Source organism: Streptomyces sp. DvalAA-14 (assembly GCF_900091855.1).
Lineage (GTDB): Bacteria > Actinomycetota > Actinomycetes > Streptomycetales > Streptomycetaceae > Actinacidiphila.
The window spans coordinates 1-16,293 of record NZ_FMCH01000027.1; the positions used below are offsets into that span (position 1 = coordinate 1).

Below are 16,293 nucleotides of genomic sequence, written 5' to 3' on the forward strand. Positions count from 1 at the left end.
GCCCGGCGCCCTCCGGGCCGCTCCCGGGGGGCGCTCCGGGGGCGCTCCTGAGCCGGCGGTGAGCCCCTGAGCCCCTGGTGTGCTCCTGGTGCTCCGGCCTGCTTCTGAGGCGTGTGCCCGGTCCCGCCGCCCGGCCCACCCGCGCCCGTCGCCTCGTAACCTCGTACGGACCCAACCGGCCCTGCGAGGAAGGAGCCTCGTGCCCCTCGAAGCGACCGTCGGTGACGACGGGATGGTCTACATCCGCGAGACAGAGCAGCCGGAGGTGGTGGCCGTGACCACCCTCGCCAAGTGGGAGGCATTCGTGAAGGGCGTCATGGCGGGGGAGTTCGACCACTTCGTGGCGGGGGTGGAGGCCGCCGAGGCCTGACGGCCGGTACGGGCCGTGCTCCGGACGGCCCCCGACCGAGCGGACGGCCTGGGCGCACCCGGATTCGGGCGCCCAACGTCACGCCCCGGCCGGCAGCCCGGCCAGGCCGAGGACCAGCAGCCGGGCCAGCCGCTGCGACCACGCGTCGTCCACCGGCTGCGAGCTGATCATCACCCGGTGGACCACCGAGCCGGCGATCACGTCGAAGATCAGGTCGTCGCGCGCCGGATCGGCCGGCCCGTCGTCCGGTGGCAGTTCGCCGCGCCGCTGCGCGCGCTCCCGGCCGGTCAGGACCAGGTGTTTCTGCCGGTCCACGATGGCCTCCCGGATGCGCAGCCGCAGTGCCTCGTCATGGGTGGCCTCGGCGACGCAGGCCATCAGCGCGGTCTTGGTCTCCGGGCGGTCCAGCAGCGCGGCCAGGCGCAGCACCACGCCCTGGATGTCGGCCTGGAGGCTGCCGAGGTCGGGCAGTTCCAGCTGCTCCTCGAACAGCGCCGCCACCGCGTCCACCACCAACTCGTTCTTGCCCGGCCAGCGCCGGTAGAGCGTGGTCCTGGCCACCCCGGCCCGGGCGGCGACATCCACCAGGGTCAGCCCGCTCCAGCCCAGTTCGACCAGTGCGGCCCGGGTGGCGGCCAGGATCGCCCGGTCGGCGTCGGCACTGCGGGGCCGCCCGCCCTGGGCGGTACCCATGGGACGGGTGGTGCGCCCGGGAAGGCCGGTGGGTCGGTCAGCGGGGAACGGGGGCATGAACCGGACCATACCGGCCGGTAGGTTTGCTGGCGAGTGGCCGGGATCACATCGAGCGGCCGAGCGAGGACCGGGCCCCGCAGTTACGCTACGAGCCGTAGCGAAACCAGCGACGACCACAGGCGCGGATGGGGATCCGCGCCGCCGTACGACCCGGCAGGACGGCCCTACCCGGCAGCCGCCCGCCGCACACCCGCGTTCCGGAACCGACCGTCCTGCAAACCGGCGGGGATTCGGGGTCTGTGCACGCTTTGCTCCACGAGGGGGGAGGATTGACCTCATGCAGCCACGGAACATGTCCATGAGCGGCGTGGTCGACCTCGCCGCCCTGAAGGCGGCCGGTGAGGCCAAGGTGAAGGCCGAGCAGGCCAGGGCGCAGCGGCAGGAAGCCGGCGCCGAGACCACCGCGTCCCCGCTCGTCATCGAGGTGACCGAGGCGACCTTCGAGAGCGATGTACTCCAGCGCTCCAACGAGGTCCCGGTCGTCATCAGCTTCTGGGCCGATCAGGCCGAACAGAGCAAGCAGCTCAACACGGTGCTGGAGCGGCTGGCCCGCCAGTACCGGGGGCGTTTCGTCCTCGGTACCGCGGAGGTCTACGCCAACCAGACGCTCTTCCAGCAGTTCGGCGTCCAGGGTGTGCCGGCCGTGTTCGCGGTGCTGGCCGGCCAGGCCATGCCGCTCTTCCAGGGCGCGGCCCCCGAGGACCAGGTCGCCGACGTGCTCGACCAGTTGATCGAGGTCGCCGAGCAGCGGTTCGGCATCGTCGGCCCCGAGGCCGACCCGGAGGCGGTCGACGAGCAGCCGGCCGCGGCCGCCCCGCCGCGCCCCGCCACTCCGCAGGAGTTGGCCCTGTCCGCGGCGCACGAAGCGCTGGACGCCGGCGACCTGAGCGGCGCCATCCAGGCGTACAAGAACGTGCTCTCCGACGAGCCGGCCAATGTGGAGGCCAAACTCGGTCTGGCGCAGGCGGAGTTGCTGCGCAGGGTGCAGGACGCGGACCCGAAGGCGGTCCGCGAGGCCGCGGCGAACGCACCGGGTGACGTAGCGGCCCAGTTGGCCGCCGCCGATCTCGAACTGGTCGGCGGGCATGTCGAAGACGCGTTCGGACGTCTGGTGGACACCGTGCGGCAAACCGCCGGTGAGGAGCGGGACACCGCCCGGCTGCGGCTGTTGGAGCTCTTCGAGGTGATCGGACCGGACGACCCGCGGGTGGTCGCAGCGCGTACGGCCCTGGCCAGAGTCCTGTTCTGACCTTCCGGACGGGCCCCGCCGGCGATCCGGACGGGGCCCGTCCGCCGTTGGTGGACACTCAGCGATTTAGCGACACGGCGGCGGCACTTTATCAAACCGTGACAATGTTTGACCGGCGTTACTTCCGGTAAAAGTAGCGCCCTGGTTTGGTCGTTGATGGTGGCGGATGTCAGATTTTCCCGCCACCGCCTTCCTTACTCTCTGTGACATCACTCCGCGTGGCGATCACGCCTGCGCCGCCCATCCGTTACTCACTAGTAACGAGACCCCTTGTGCGTCGGCCCCGAATGGACCACGATCGGCCAAGCTCGGTCCGTTGCCACAGCCCGGCCGCCAGTCGGCGCCGCGGCCACGGGTCCCCGCCGGGTGGGGTGCGCGGTGATCGCCGCCGCCCCGGGACAGGGGGGTCTCCGTCTCCGGATGGAACCGCACCGGATGGAGCCTGTCCCGCAGGTTGCGCGAGAGCGTGGCCAGTGGTTGTCGCTCGGGGGTGATCGCCGCAGATTCGGACACCGCCGTCCGCGACTCCCCCACGGAGGGACAACTCCCGCGAGGAGGACGGCTCCCGCGATCCGGCGCTCTGCCTTCCGAGGACGTAGCACTTCTCCCATCCCAGGCCCGGACCCGAACGATCCCGGCCGGAGATGTACGTCCGAGAAGGAGGAAGTATGGAGTCTCACGTTCGTGGGGGCACCAGATGGCGGCGGTTCGCCGTCGTCATGGTGCCAAGCGTCGCCGCCACCGCGGTGGTCGGCATGGCGCTGGCCCAAGGCGCGCTCGCCGCGTCGTTCGCGGTGTCGGGGCAGCAGTTCAAGGTGACCGCCAAGACTCTGCACGGTGAGGGTTTCGAGCAGTACGGCGCGATCGACGCGCCGAGCGGCCACGGGCCGGTGCCGGTCGCGGTGTCCGCCTTCACCGACGCCACGATCACCGGCCTGTGCCAGTCGGTGGTGGTACCGACGCCGATCGGTGACGTGACGCTGGTGCTCACCGCAGGCAATGGCAGCAAGAAGGTCGAGGCGCACAACCTCTACATCGACCTCGACCAGCTCGACGCCGACGCGACGTTCAACAACATCAACATCGGTGTCGCGGCCGGTACGAAGGGTGCCGGCCCGGGCATCAAGGCGGGGGACGCCGCCGATCCGACATCCTTCGCGCAGGAGGCCGACTCGGCCGACCTGACCGGTGTCCAGCAGACGGCGTGGGCCACCAGCGCGGGCACCTTCAGGCTCGCCGGGCTCAGCCTGCGCATCCACAAGGGCTCCGGCTCGTCGGTGGAGTGCTACTAGGCATCGCCTGATCGGCCCGGGTGAGCCGCGCGGGACGCGGCTCACCCGGCCGACGAAATCGTCTGCAACACCTCCCAGGGAGCTGTTTTCTATGAGCGCCGAGTCGACAGGACCGCGTGCCCGGCTGCGCCCCGGATGGGTGGCCTTCCGCCACTGGCGGTGGCAACGCCCCTTCTGGGCCGGCCTGTTCACCATCCTGGCGGGATTCCCGATCGGGTACCTGCCGTACCACAACGTCACCTTCGGTCAGCTCAGCCTGCGACTGGCCACCACGGCCGGCGCCGGTTCCCTGATCATCGGCGTCCTGCTCGTGGTGCTCGGGCTGACCATGTGGTTCCAGTCCGCGGTCCGGGTCTTCGCCGGTGTCGCCAGCATCCTGCTGGGGCTGGTGTCGATCCCCGTGTCCAACTTCGGCGGCATCGTGATCGGCTTCCTGCTGGCGCTGTTCGGCGGCGCGCTGTCCATCGCCTGGGCGCCGGGAGTGCCGGCCGCCGACGACCCGGGGGAGAAGGCCGAATTCCCCGGCGGCGCGACCGATCCCGAGGGCGCCCGCGGCGATGTCCCCGACCACCACGGGCCCGTCGTCCCGGCGCAGGGCCACGACCCGTACGCGCCGGCCGAGCCGGTGCCCGCCGGCATGCGGCCGGAAGAGGAGTCAGAGGAGAACGGGAGGCACCGTGCTGGCTGACGAGACTCAGCCGGGCGGGGACGAGGGGGCAGCCGGCCGCAGGCCGTCCGGACCGCGCCACGCCGCCCCTCGCAAGTCGCTGCTGACCAAGCTGCACGTCCCGGCCGGCAAGGCGGTCGCGCTGGCCGCGATGCCCACCGCCGTACTGATGGGCATGGGCCTGACGCCCCATCTCGCCCAGGCCGACGAGCAGCCGTCCAGCCCCTTCACGGCGGGCCCGTGCGTCACCCAGTCGGACACGCCCGCCGCCACGCACGGCACGGCGGACAGCACGCCGGCGGACAAGGGTGCCAAGGGCGCTCAGGACACCAAGGCCACCCCGGACACCAAGGGTGCGCAGGGCGCCGAGGACGGCAGCGGTGCCAAGGGCGCCGCCGGTACTCCGGCCACGGCCCGCCCCACGGCCACAGCCACCGGGGGCTCGTCCGCGGCCACCGCGGGCAAGACCGGCGACAGCTCGCAGGCGACCCAGGGGAAGACGCCCGAGCCGACGGTCAGCCCCAGCGCACCGGCCACCGCCGCGCCCAGTTCCGGCTCGGCGTCCGGCGGCGACAACTCCTCCTCGGACCCCCTGGGCCTGGGGAACCTGCTGGGCGGCCTGCTGGGCATTCCCAAGGGGGGGTCCAAGCCGACCCCGACCCCCGCGCCCACCACCCAAGCCCCCGCGCCGCCGGCCACCACCGCCCCGCCCGCGCCCGACCCCACCACCACGCAGGCCCCGGCAAAGCCCTCCAGCGGGGCGGCCAAGGGCTCGACGGGCTCGGTGGGTGACACGGTCAAGGGCGTCGTCGGGGGAGCCGCGCACGCGGCCGGCAAGGCGGTCAAGGGCCGCACCGACGCCGCGGGCACCCCGTCCCCCTCGGCGAGCCCCGGCGCGACCGCGAACCGGGGCGGCTCGGACGCCGCGTCCGGCGGTGGGCAGGCCTACCCCTGCCCGGTGTACGACGCGAAGGCGCTCGCCGACGCCAAGGTCGAGGGCGGCATACCGCTGCTCGCCGACCAGCCCTGGACGCTCAAGAGCAGCCTGCTGACGCTCTACGGCCTCAACTACGAGGGTATCGTGCAGGTCCGCACCTACAGCGGCACGCTGAAGGACGTCATGAAGTTCACCGCGACCGGCATCGACATCGGTGACCTCCAGCAGACGGTCCAGGGACCCGGCGGCTCCACCACCACGGTCACCGGGCGGGCGGGCTCCACCTCGACCATCCGCAACGGCACCGTGACGCTCTACACCGAGTCGCTGAGCGGGAACCTGTTCGGGCTGAAGCCGATCACCTTCACGCCGAAGGCGCCGCCGCCGCTCATCTTGCCGGTGCTCTTCTTCACCGACGCCACCGTCGTCCAGGCCGCGCAGTTCGGCGGCGACCTGCACATACCCGATATGCGGGTGCTGCCCGGCCGGCACGGCTCCTGACGCCCGCCCGCGCCGGGGTCCGTCCCGGCGGCCGGCGACGACAACGGCCCGCGGTACGGGACTGCTCCGAAGTCCCCGTCGCGGGCCGCGCCGTACGCCGGGCGGGCAGGGTCAGCCGCCCAGGTGGTGCACCCGGACCAGGTTGGTGGTGCCGGGCTCGCCGGGAGGGGAGCCGGCGGTGATGATGACGGTGTCGCCGGTGGTGTACTCGGAGTGCTTGAGCATCTCCTGGTCGACCAGTTCCACCATCGCGTCGGTGGTGTTGACGTGCTCCACCACGAACGCCTCCACGCCCCAGGTCAGCGCGAGCTGATTGCGGGTCGCCGGATCGGTGGTGAAGGCCAGCACCGGCTCCGGCACGCGGTAGCGGGCCAGCCGGCGGGCGGTGTCACCGGACTTGGTGAAGGCCACCAGCGACTTGGCGTCCAGGAAGTCGGCCAGTTCGGCCGCGGCGCGGGCCACCGCGCCGCCCTGGGTGCGCGGCTTCTTGCCGGGGGCCAGCGGGGCCAGGCCGCGGCAGAGCAGCTCCTCCTCGGCGGCCTCGACGATGCGCGACATCGTCTTGACCGTCTCGATCGGGTACTTGCCGACCGAGGACTCGGCGGACAGCATCACCGCGTCCGCCCCGTCCAGGATCGCGTTGGCCACGTCGGAGGCCTCGGCGCGGGTCGGCCGGGAGTTGGTGATCATCGACTCCATCATCTGGGTCGCCACGATCACCGGCTTGGCGTTGCGCCGGCACATCTCCACCAGCCGCTTCTGCACCAGCGGCACCTGCTCCAGCGGGTATTCCACCGCGAGGTCGCCGCGGGCCACCATCACCGCGTCGAACGCGGCGACGATCTCGGCCATGTTGTGCACCGCCTGCGGCTTCTCCACCTTGGCGATGACCGGGACCCGGCGGCCCTCCTCGTCCATGACGCGGTGCACGTCCCGGACGTCCTTGGCGTCGCGCACGAAGGACAGCGCGACCATGTCGACGCCCATCTGCAGCGCGAAGCGCAGGTCGTCGATGTCCTTCTCGGACAGCGCCGGCACGTTCACCGAGGCACCCGGCAGGTTGATGCCCTTGTGGTCGGAGATGACCCCGCCCTCGACCACCAGGGAACGGACCCGGGAGCCCTCGACCTCGATGACGCGCAGCGCCACGTTGCCGTCGTTGATCAGGATCGGGTCGCCCTGCGAGACGTCGCCGGGCAGGCCCTTGTACGTGGTGCCGCACAGGCTCTTGTCACCCGGGACGTCGTCGGTGGTGATGGTGAACTCGTCACCGGCCACCAGCTCCACCGGGCCGTCGGCGAACTTGCCGAGGCGGATCTTGGGGCCCTGCAGGTCGGCCAGGATGCCGACCGCCTTGCCCGTCTCCTCGGCCACCTTGCGCACCCGTTGATAACGGTCCTGGTGCTCGGTGTGGCTGCCGTGGCTGAAATTCAGGCGGGCCACGTTCATACCCGCTTCGACCAGCGTTTTCAGCTGTTCGTACGAGTCGACGGCGGGACCCAGAGTACAGACGATCTTGGCTCGGCGCATGGGCGCTATCCTATCGGTTTGTTCCGCTCCGGAATATTCCAGGGGCTTCGTGGTCGTGGGACGGTCAACCGCGGGCCAATGCGTAAGTATCGCGGGCGATCTCCAGCTCCTCGTCGGTGGGCACCACAGCGACCGACACCCGGCTGGATTCGGCCGAAATCAGCCGGGCGGACGAACTGCGGACGGCGTTGCGCACCGGGTCCACCACGATGCCCAGACCGTCCAGCCCGGCCAGCGCGGCGGCCCGCACCGCGGCCGAGTTCTCGCCGACGCCGGCCGTGAAGACCACCGCGTCCAGCGTGCCGAGCACCGCGGTGAAGGCGCCGACGTAACGCCGCAGCCGGTGCACGTAGACGTCGAAGGCGAGCTGGGCCCGCTCGTCGCCGTCGGCCATCCGGCGGCCGATCTCCCGCATGTCGTTGGCGCCGCACAGGCCCAGCAGCCCGGACCGCTTGTTGAGCAGCGTGTCGATCTCGTCGGTGTCCATGCCGCCGACCCGCTGCAGGTGGAAGACCACCGCCGGGTCGATGTCGCCGGACCGGGTGCCCATCACCAGGCCCTCCAGCGGCGTCAGGCCCATCGAGGTGTCCACGCACACCCCGCCCCTGACCGCGGACGCCGAGGCGCCGTTGCCCAGGTGCAGCACGATCACATTGACCTCGGACGGCTCCTTGCCGAGCAGCCCGGCCGCGGCCCGGGACACATAGGCGTGCGAGGTGCCGTGGAAGCCGTAGCGGCGGATGCCGAAGCGCTCGGCGGTGGCGGTGTCGATGGCGTAGCGGGCGGCGGCCTCCGGGATGGTGGCGTGGAAGGCGGTGTCGAAGACGGCGACCTGCGGCAGGTCGGGGCGCAGCGCGCGGGCCACCTCGATGCCGGTGATGTTGGCCGGGTTGTGCAGCGGGGCCAGCGGCACCAGGGCCTCGATCCGCGCCAGTACGGCGTCGGTGATCAAGGTCGGCTCGGTGAAGTCGGTGCCGCCGTGCACCACCCGGTGGCCGACCGCGGCCAGTTGCGGGGAGTCCAGGCCGAGGCCGGCCGCCGTCAGCTCGGCCGACACCTGCCGGAGCGCCTCGGTGTGGTCGGCCACCCCGCCGTCCTCGCCGATCCGCTCCACCAGGCCGGAGGCGAGCCGGCGGTGGTCGGTCATCTCCAGCAGCTGGTACTTCACCGAGGACGAGCCGGAGTTGAGAACAAGGACCCTGGTCGCGCTCACTGCCCGTCCCCCTGTGCCTGGATCGCCGTGATGGCCACGGTGTTGACGATGTCCTGCACCAGGGCGCCCCGGGACAGGTCGTTGACCGGCTTGCGCAGGCCCTGCAGCACCGGGCCGACCGCGACCGCGCCGGCCGAACGCTGCACGGCCTTGTACGTGTTGTTGCCGGTGTTGAGGTCGGGGAAGATCAGCACCGTCGCCTGCCCGGCCACCTTCGAGCCCGGCAGCTTGGCCGCCGCCACCGTCGGCGAGACCGCGGCGTCGTACTGGATCGGGCCCTCGACCAGCAGATCGGGCCGCCGCGTCCGCAGCAGCTCGGTGGCCGCCCGCACCTTGTCGACGTCCGCGCCGCTGCCGGAGGTGCCGGTGGAGTACGACAGCATGGCGATCCGCGGCCGCACGTCGAAGCGGGCCGCGGTGCCGGCCGCCTGCACGGCGATGTCCGCGAGCTGCTCGGCGTCCGGGTCGGGATTGACCGCGCAGTCGCCGTAGACCAGCACCTTGTCGGCCAGGCACATGAAGAACACCGAGGAGACGATGGCCGCGTCCGGGCGGGTCTTGATGATCTCGAAGGCCGGCCGGATGGTGGCCGCGGTGGAGTGCACCGCGCCCGACACCATGCCGTCGGCCAGGCCCTCCTGCACCATCAGCGTGCCGAAGTAGGACACCTCGGCCACCACGTCGTACGCCAGCTCGTAGGAGATGCCCTTGTGGGCCCGGATCTTGGCGTAGAGCTCGGCGAACCGTTCCCGCAGCGGCGAGGTCTGCGGGTCGATCACCATCACGGCCGGGTCGTCCAGCACGATGCCGAGGTCGCCGGCCTTCTTGCGGATCGCGGCCTCGTCGCCGAGCAGTGTCAGCTCGCACACCCCCCGGCGCAGCAGCACCTCGGCGGCCCGCAGGATGCGCTCCTCGCCGCCCTCGGGCAGGACGATCCGGCGTTTGTCGGCGCGGGCGCGCTCCAGCAGGGCGTGCTCGAACATCATCGGCGTGACCCGCTCGGAGCGGGCCACCGAGAAGCGCTCGGTCAGCTCCGCGGTGTCCACATGGGTCTCGAACAGGCCGAGCGCGGTCTCCGCCTTGCGCGGGGTGCCCGCGCCCAGCTTGCCGTCCAGGGTGAACAGATCGGCCGCGGTCGGGAAGGAACCGGTGGCCACCGCGATCACCGGGGTGCCGGGCGCCAGCCGGTTGGCCAGCGCCAGGATGTCGGCGCCCGGCTTCTCGTCCAGCGTCAGCAGCACCCCGGCGATCGGCGGCGAACCGGCCGAGTGCGCCGCCAGCGAGCCGATGATCAGATCCGCCCGGTCACCGGGGGTCACCACCATGCAGCCCGGGGTCAGCGCCGGCAGGAACGTCGGCAGCATCGCGCCGCCGAAGACGAATCCCATCGCGTCCCGGGACAGCCCGGCGTCGTCGCCGAGCAGCACCTCGGCGCCCAGGTGCTCCACGATCTGGGACACGGTCGGCGCGGACAGCGCGGGCTCGTCGGGCAGCACGTAGACCGGTACGTCCAGCGCGCGGCGCAGCAGTTCGGCGGCGTCCTCGACCTGGTCCGGGTCCACCCGGTTGGCGACGAGGGCTATCACGTCGCAGCCGAGGTTGGTGTAGGCGTGGTGCGCGTTGCGGACCTCGGCCACCACCGACTCGGCGCTCTGCTCCCGACCCCCTATCACCGCCAGGACCGAGGCGCCGCACTCGTTGGCCAGCCGGGCGTTGACCCCCAGCTCCGCGGGGAGGTTGGTGTCGGCGAAGTCGGAGCCGAGGACAAGCACCGTCTCGTAGGACTCGGCCACCCGCAGATAGCCCTCGACCAGCCGGGCGGTGAGGGCCTCCTGGCCCTGCTCGGCCTGGAGCGCGGCGGCCTCCTCGTACCCCATGCCGAAGACGGTCTGCTCGTCCTGGGTGAGCCGGTAGCGGCTGCGCAGCAGCTCGAAGATGCGGTCCGGGGCGTCGTGCACCAGCGGACGGTAGATCCCGACCCGGTCCACCTGCCGGGTCAGCAGCTCCATCACTCCCAGTTCCACGACCTGGCGGCCGTCGCCGCGGCCGATACCCGTGACATAGACGCTGCGCGTCACGCCGGTGCTCCATTCTGTCGCCGCTGCGGGGCGGCGGGTCCGCGCGTACGGGCGTACGCAATCACGACGCTAACGTGCCCGCCCCGCCCCCGCCCGCCAGGCGGCCGCGGCGTTCACGGAACGTATGAGCGCGCGTACGGGCGTACGCACCCGCGCCCCTGTGGTGCCCGCGCCGCACTGCCCGTACCGCGCATCGGGCGCGGTGCTCACGGAACGTATGGCACTCCACCGTAAATACCCGGATATAGGGTCTATCGGTTCACCAGGTGGTGCACGTAGGGTGAACACCAGCGGGCGGTATGGCCGAGAGGAGGCCGGTGCGGTGGAGGTCCTGGCGACCGGAGTGCAGCGCGACGAGCGGCCCCTGCTGGAGGCGGCCTTCGCCCCGCGGCACACCGTCCGTGCCCTGGAGACGTACCTGACCCATGAGACGGTGCCGCTGGCGGCCGGCTATGAAGCCGTCTCCACCAGCGTGAACGCGGTGCTGGACGCGCCCGTGCTGGAGGCCCTGGTGCGCGGCGGCACCCGGCTGATCACCCAGCGGTCCACCGGCTACAACAACATCGACCTGGACCACGCCGAGCGGCTCGGCCTCACCGTGGCCCGGGTCGCCTCCTACTCGCCGTACGCGGTGGCCGAGTTCGCCTGGGGCCTGGCCATGGCCCTCAACCGCAAGATCGTGCGGGCCGCCCGCCGCACACAGGACTTCGACTTCCGGCTGGACGCCCTGCTCGGCCGGGATTTCCACGGGCGTACCGTCGGGGTGATCGGCACCGGCCGGATCGGCACGGCGTTCTCCGCGATCGCCGGCGGTTTCGGCATGCGGCTGCTGGGCTGGGACATCACCGTCAACGCGGAGTGCGAGCGACTCGGCATGGAGTACGTGGAGTTGGACAGGCTGTGCCGCGAGGCCGATCTGATCAGCCTGCACGTCCCCCTGATGCCGTCCACCCACCATCTGATCGACGCCCGGCGGCTGGCCGAGATGCAGGACGACGCGATCCTGGTCAACACCAGCCGCAGCGGACTGATCGACTCGGCCGCCCTGACCGACACGCTGAACCAGGGCCGGCTCGGCGGGGTCGGGCTGGACGTCTACGAGGAGGAGGCCGGGGTCTTCTTCTACGACAAATCACTGGAAGTGATGACGGACGAAACGCTGGCGCGGCTGCTGACCTTCACCCAGGTACTGGTCACATCCCATCAGGCGTACTTCACGGTCGACGCGGTCCGGCAGATCCTCGAAGCGACCGTCCGCAATGTGGACGACTATCTCGCCGGGCGGATCACCGAGAGCACCCTGGTGCCGAAGTCCCCGTGAGAGAAGTGAACATCGCGCCCACCGTGAGCGGCCCCGCGCCGACCCACCCGCACCTCTTTGGAGACACCCCCTCATGCGCATCGGAGTCCTCACCGCGGGCGGCGACTGCCCCGGATTGAATGCTGTCATCCGATCCGTCGTGCATCGCGCGAAGACGGGCCACGGCGACGAGGTCATCGGTTTCGAGGACGGCTTCGTCGGTCTGCTGGAGGGGCGGTTGCGCCCCCTGGACCTCAACTCGGTCAGCGGCATCCTGGCCCGCGGCGGCACGATCCTCGGCTCGGCCCGGCTGGAGCGCGACCGGCTCCGCGAAGCCGCCGACCACGCCGACGAACTGTGCGCCCAGTACGGGCTGGACGTGCTGATCCCGATCGGCGGCGAGGGCACCTTGACCGCCGCCCGGATGCTGTCCGAAGCCGGCATGCCGGTCGTCGGCGTACCCAAGACCATCGACAACGACATCAACGGCACCGACCGCACCTTCGGCTTCGACACCGCGGTCACCGTCGCCACCGAGGCCATCGACCGCCTCAAGACCACCGCCGAATCGCACCAGCGGGTCATGGTGGTCGAGGTGATGGGCCGGCACGCCGGCTGGATCGCCCTGGAGGCCGGCATGGCCTCCGGCGCGCACGGCATCTGCGTCCCCGAGCGCCCCTTCGACCCCGCCGACCTGGTGGCGATGATCGAGGAGCGGTTCGCCCGCGGCAAGAAGTTCGCCGTCATCTGCGTCGCCGAGGGAGCCCACCCGGCCAAGGACACCATGGACTACGGCGTCGGCGAGATCGACAAGTACGGTCACGAGCGTTTCACCGGCATCGGGACCACGCTCGCCCGCGAGCTGGAGGTGCGGCTCGGCAAGGAGGCCCGCCCGGTCATCCTCGGCCACGTCCAGCGCGGCGGCGTGCCCACCGCCTACGACCGCATCCTGGCCAACCGCTTCGGCTGGCACGCGGTCGAGGCCGCGCACCAGGGCGCCTTCGGCCATATGACGGCCCTGCACGGCACCCGCATCATGATGGTGCCGCTGGCCGACGCGATCACCCACCTCAAGACCGTCCCCGAGGACCGGATGGACGAGGCGGAGTCGGTCTTCTGACCGCTCGCCGCCCCGCCCCCCACCGCCTGGCGGTCCGAGCGCCGATCGGCCCGGTCCGCCCGTCCGTCAGCCGCCCGTCCGTCAGCCGGCCGGCCGCAGCCACACCGTCGCCAGCGGCGGCAGCGTCACCTGGATGCTGTGCGGGCGGCCGTGCCAGGCGGACGGCTCGCTCTTGAGCGGGTTGTCGGCCTCGACGCCGCTGCCGCCGTAGCGGGCCTGGTCGGTGTTCAGGACCTGCGCCCAGACACCCTCCGGCACCCCGAGGCGGTAGCCCTCGCGGACCACCGGTGAGAAGTTGCTGACGCACAGCAGGGGTTCACCGGCCGCGTCGTAGCGCAGGAAGGAGAAGGTGTTGTCCTCCGCGGCGCCGCCGTCGACCCAGGCGAAGCCGGCCGGGTCGGTGTCGAGCTGCCACAGCGCGGGCGTCGAGGCGTAGACCGCGTTGAGGTCGCGCACCAGGTCCCGCACGCCGCGGTGGTCGGCGGCCGCCGAGTAGGTCTCGTCCAGCAGCCACCAGTCCGGGCCCTTGTCGTGCGACCACTCCGAGCCCTGGGCGAACTCCTGGCCCATGAAGAGCAGTTGCTTGCCGGGGTGGGCCCACATGAAGGCCAGGTAGGCCCGGACATTGGCGCGCTGCTGCCACCAGTCGCCGGGCATCTTGTTGACCAGCGAGCCCTTGCCGTGCACCACTTCGTCGTGCGAGATCGGCAGCACGTAGTTCTCGCTGTACGCGTACACCATCGAGAAGGTCATCTCGTTGTGGTGGAACTTGCGGTGCACCGGCGCGTGCGACATGTAGTCCAGCGAGTCGTGCATCCAGCCCATGTTCCACTTCAGGCCGAAGCCGAGGCCGCCGAAGCCGGTCGGACCGACGTGGTGGGTGGCCCGGGTCACGCCGTCCCAGGCGGTGGACTCCTCGGCGATGGTGACCACGCCGGGACAGCGCCGGTAGACGGTCGCGTTCATCTCCTGCAGGAAGGCCACCGCGTCCAGATTCTCCCGGCCGCCGTACTCGTTGGGCAGCCAGTCGCCGCCCTCGCGGGAGTAGTCGAGGTAGAGCATCGAGGCCACCGCGTCCACCCGCAGCCCGTCGATGTGGAACTCCTCGCACCAGTAGACGGCGTTGGCGACCAGGAAGTTGCGCACCTCGGTCCGGCCGAAGTCGAACTCCAGGGTGCCCCAGTCGGGGTGCTCGGCCCGGCGCGGGTCGGACGGCTCGTACAGCGGCACCCCGTCGAAGCGGGCCAGCGCCCATTCGTCCTTGGGGAAGTGGGCCGGCACCCAGTCCATGATCACGCCGATGCCGGCCCGGTGCAGCGCGTCGACCAGGAAGCGGAAGTCGTCCGGCGAGCCCAGCCGCGAGGTCGGCGCGTAGTACGACGTCACCTGGTAGCCCCACGAACCGCCGAAGGGATGCTCGGCGACGGGCATCAACTCCACGTGGCTGAAGCCGAGTTCCGCGACGTAGGCGGGCAACTGCTCGGCCAGCTCGCGGTAGTTCAGCCCCGGCCGCCAGGACGCCAGATGCACCTCATAGACCGACAGCGGCGCCCGGTGCGCCGGGGTGTCCGCCCGGCGGGCCAGCCACGCGTCGTCCTGCCAGGTGTAGGAGGACTCGGTGACCACGGAGGCGGTGGCGGGCGGCTGCTCGGTCGCGCGGGCCATCGGGTCGGCCTTCATGCCGCGGGAGCCGTCGGGGCGGGTGATCTCGTACTTGTACGCGGTGCCGGGGCCGACGCCGGGCACGAACAGCTCCCACACCCCCGACGAGCCCAGCGAGCGCATCGGGAAGGCGACACCGTCCCAGAAGTTGAAGTCGGCGGCCAGCCGCACCCCGCGGGCGTTGGGCGCCCACACCGAGAACCGGGTCCCGGTCACCCCGCCGTGCGTCATCGGCTCGGCGCCCAGCACGTGCCAGAGCTGCTCGTGCCGGCCCTCGCCGATCAGGTGCAGGTCCAGGTCGCCGAGCGCGGGCAGGAAGCGGTACGGGTCGTCCACCAGGTGTTCGCCGTCGTCGTACGCCACCGCGAGCCGGTAGTCGGCCGGCACCTCGGTCAGCGGCAGCACCGCGGCGAACAGTCCGTCGCCCTCCGGCTCCAGCGCGGCCCGCAGGCCGTCCGCCACCACCGTCACGCCGCGGGCGAACGGCCGCAGCGCGCGGAAGCGCACGCCGCCGGGCACCGGGTGCGCGCCGAGCAGTCCGTGCGGGTCGTGGTGGGCGCCGTTCAGCAGCCGCCAGCGGTCGCCCGCGTCCAGCGCGGGGGCGATGCCGGTGGCGTCGGGCGCCCCGCTCTCGGCGGGAGCACCGGCCCGGCCGGCGCCGTCCTCGGCGGGAACACCGGAAACGCTGGTCAGGGGCTCGTCCGCTGCCGCCGGGCCCGCACCGCCCGCGGCCCCGGCCGGGTCGTCCGCCGCCGCCCCGCCTTCGGAGCCGTGCCCGAGGCGCCCGGATGGGGCCGGGCGGCGTCGTAGCCGCGCGCGGCGGCCTCCGGGAGCGACCCCTCAGGGAGGGAGCCCGCGGCTGCCTCCCGGTCGGCCGGCGGCGGGGTGCTGGAACGGTCGTGCGGTGAGTCGGGCGTACGCGCGGTCACGGGCGGGGTCTCCTCAGGCGGATCGGGCAGGTGGGGCGGGTGGGGCGGGTGCGGGCCGCGGTGCCATTCCTCACGCCGACGAGCCGGCCAGCCGGGCCAGCGCGGACAGCGGAATGGGCAGCCAGGCGGGTCGGTGCCGGGCCTCGTACCGGGCTTCGTAGACCGCTTTGTCCGTCTCGAAGGCCCGTATCAGTACCCGTTGTTCCCGTGGATCGACACCGGACACCTCGGCGTAGCCGGTGCAGAAGGCGTCGCGGTGCCGGGCGGCCCACGGGCCGTTGCCGCTGTGGTGGGCGGCGTAGTCGAAGGAGCGCAGCATGCCGGCCACGTCCTGGACCGGTGGGGCGGGGCGGCGGCGTTCGGCGAGCGGCCGGGCCGGCTCGCCCTCGAAGTCGATCAGCACCCAGTCGCCGTCCGGGCCGCGCAGCGCCTGCCCGAGGTGCAGGTCGCCGTGGACGCGCTGGGCGAGCACCCCGCCCGGCGCCCCGTCGGCCGCGCCGTCGGCCGCACCGCTCGCGCCCAGCTCGGCCAGGTCGTCGAACGCGGACCGCAGCGCCCCGGCGTACGGCCGGATCGCGGGCACCTCGGCCGCCGTCTCCTCCAGCCGCCGCGCCATGGCCGAGGCGATACGTTCCAGCGCGGCGCCGTCCAGCCGCAGCACCGGCAGCGCGGCGGCCAGCGAGCGGTGCACC

General features: G+C 72.1%; 12 protein-coding genes and 1 pseudogene. 7 read left to right on the forward strand and 6 right to left on the reverse strand.

The window, feature by feature from the left end:
- The first annotated feature begins 199 nt into the window (after window positions 1-199).
- The gene (locus GA0115240_RS01645; protein WP_370673256.1) at window positions 200-370 is read left to right on the forward strand and encodes a hypothetical protein; all 171 of its coding nucleotides are present in this window, start codon (window positions 200-202) and stop codon (window positions 368-370) included.
- Between the two features lie 78 nt (window positions 371-448).
- Here the strand turns inward: GA0115240_RS01645 and GA0115240_RS01650 are convergent, their stop codons facing one another.
- Window positions 449-1,063, reverse strand: a complete 615-nt coding sequence (locus GA0115240_RS01650; protein ID WP_093734851.1) for a TetR/AcrR family transcriptional regulator — start codon at window positions 1,061-1,063, stop codon at window positions 449-451.
- 337 nt (window positions 1,064-1,400) lie between these two features.
- Here GA0115240_RS01650 and GA0115240_RS01655 point away from each other — a divergent pair, with 337 nt between their 5' ends.
- From GA0115240_RS01655 to GA0115240_RS01675, 4 genes are all read left to right on the forward strand, one after another.
- Complete coding sequence (locus tag GA0115240_RS01655) at window positions 1,401-2,372, forward strand: tetratricopeptide repeat protein (RefSeq protein ID WP_093734852.1); 972 nt, start codon at window positions 1,401-1,403, stop codon at window positions 2,370-2,372.
- Between the two features lie 668 nt (window positions 2,373-3,040).
- Entirely contained in the window at window positions 3,041-3,664 is a 624-nt protein-coding gene (locus tag GA0115240_RS01665) for a DUF6230 family protein (protein WP_093734854.1), read from the forward strand.
- Window positions 3,665-3,755: 91 nt separating this feature from the next.
- A complete protein-coding gene (locus GA0115240_RS01670; protein ID WP_093734855.1) occupies window positions 3,756-4,352 on the forward strand; it encodes a DUF6114 domain-containing protein in 597 nt (198 codons plus the stop codon).
- Window positions 4,342-5,769, forward strand: coding sequence for a hypothetical protein (locus GA0115240_RS01675; protein WP_093734856.1), 1,428 nt, complete (start codon window positions 4,342-4,344; stop codon window positions 5,767-5,769). The genes GA0115240_RS01670 and GA0115240_RS01675 overlap by 11 nt, the downstream gene beginning before the upstream one ends.
- A 111-nt stretch (window positions 5,770-5,880) precedes the next feature.
- On the opposite strand, the gene pyk is transcribed toward GA0115240_RS01675, so the two are convergent.
- The 3 genes from pyk to pta all read right to left on the reverse strand — a co-directional run bounded on the left by pyk (window position 5,881) and on the right by pta (window position 10,590).
- Complete coding sequence (pyk, locus tag GA0115240_RS01680; RefSeq protein WP_093734857.1) at window positions 5,881-7,299, reverse strand: pyruvate kinase; 1,419 nt, start codon at window positions 7,297-7,299, stop codon at window positions 5,881-5,883.
- A 64-nt stretch (window positions 7,300-7,363) separates the two neighbouring features.
- Entirely contained in the window at window positions 7,364-8,512 is a 1,149-nt protein-coding gene (locus GA0115240_RS01685) for an acetate kinase (protein WP_093734858.1), read from the reverse strand.
- Complete coding sequence (gene pta, locus GA0115240_RS01690) at window positions 8,509-10,590, reverse strand: phosphate acetyltransferase (RefSeq protein WP_093734859.1); 2,082 nt, start codon at window positions 10,588-10,590, stop codon at window positions 8,509-8,511. Before pta ends, GA0115240_RS01685 begins: the two co-directional genes overlap by 4 nt.
- Window positions 10,591-10,912: 322 nt before the next feature.
- On the opposite strand from pta, the gene GA0115240_RS01695 reads away from it, so the two are divergent.
- Together GA0115240_RS01695 and GA0115240_RS01700 are read left to right on the forward strand one after the other, a co-directional pair.
- Window positions 10,913-11,911: a 2-hydroxyacid dehydrogenase gene (locus tag GA0115240_RS01695; protein ID WP_093734860.1), complete on the forward strand. Its 999-nt coding sequence runs from the start codon at window positions 10,913-10,915 to the stop codon at window positions 11,909-11,911.
- A 73-nt stretch (window positions 11,912-11,984) separates the two neighbouring features.
- Window positions 11,985-13,010, forward strand: coding sequence for an ATP-dependent 6-phosphofructokinase (locus GA0115240_RS01700; RefSeq protein ID WP_093734861.1), 1,026 nt, complete (start codon window positions 11,985-11,987; stop codon window positions 13,008-13,010).
- 81 nt (window positions 13,011-13,091) lie between these two features.
- Here the strand turns inward: GA0115240_RS01700 and glgB are convergent, their stop codons facing one another.
- Together glgB and GA0115240_RS01710 are read right to left on the reverse strand one after the other, a co-directional pair.
- The gene (gene glgB / locus GA0115240_RS01705; RefSeq protein ID WP_256069429.1) at window positions 13,092-15,278 is read right to left on the reverse strand and encodes a 1,4-alpha-glucan branching enzyme; all 2,187 of its coding nucleotides are present in this window, start codon (window positions 15,276-15,278) and stop codon (window positions 13,092-13,094) included.
- A 393-nt stretch (window positions 15,279-15,671) separates the two neighbouring features.
- A pseudogene (locus GA0115240_RS01710) lies at window positions 15,672-16,293 on the reverse strand (phosphotransferase); the annotation flags it as partial.

Coding starts and splice junctions, on each gene's coding strand:
- pyk (WP_093734857.1), bottom strand. CDS start 7,299: ATGCGCCGAGCCAAGATCGTCTGTACTCTGGGTCCCGCCGTCGACTCG.
- GA0115240_RS01670 (WP_093734855.1), top strand. CDS start 3,756: ATGAGCGCCGAGTCGACAGGACCGCGTGCCCGGCTGCGCCCCGGATGG.
- GA0115240_RS01700 (WP_093734861.1), top strand. CDS start 11,985: ATGCGCATCGGAGTCCTCACCGCGGGCGGCGACTGCCCCGGATTGAAT.
- GA0115240_RS01655 (WP_093734852.1), top strand. CDS start 1,401: ATGCAGCCACGGAACATGTCCATGAGCGGCGTGGTCGACCTCGCCGCC.
- GA0115240_RS01650 (WP_093734851.1), bottom strand. CDS start 1,063: ATGGGTACCGCCCAGGGCGGGCGGCCCCGCAGTGCCGACGCCGACCGG.
- GA0115240_RS01665 (WP_093734854.1), top strand. CDS start 3,041: ATGGAGTCTCACGTTCGTGGGGGCACCAGATGGCGGCGGTTCGCCGTC.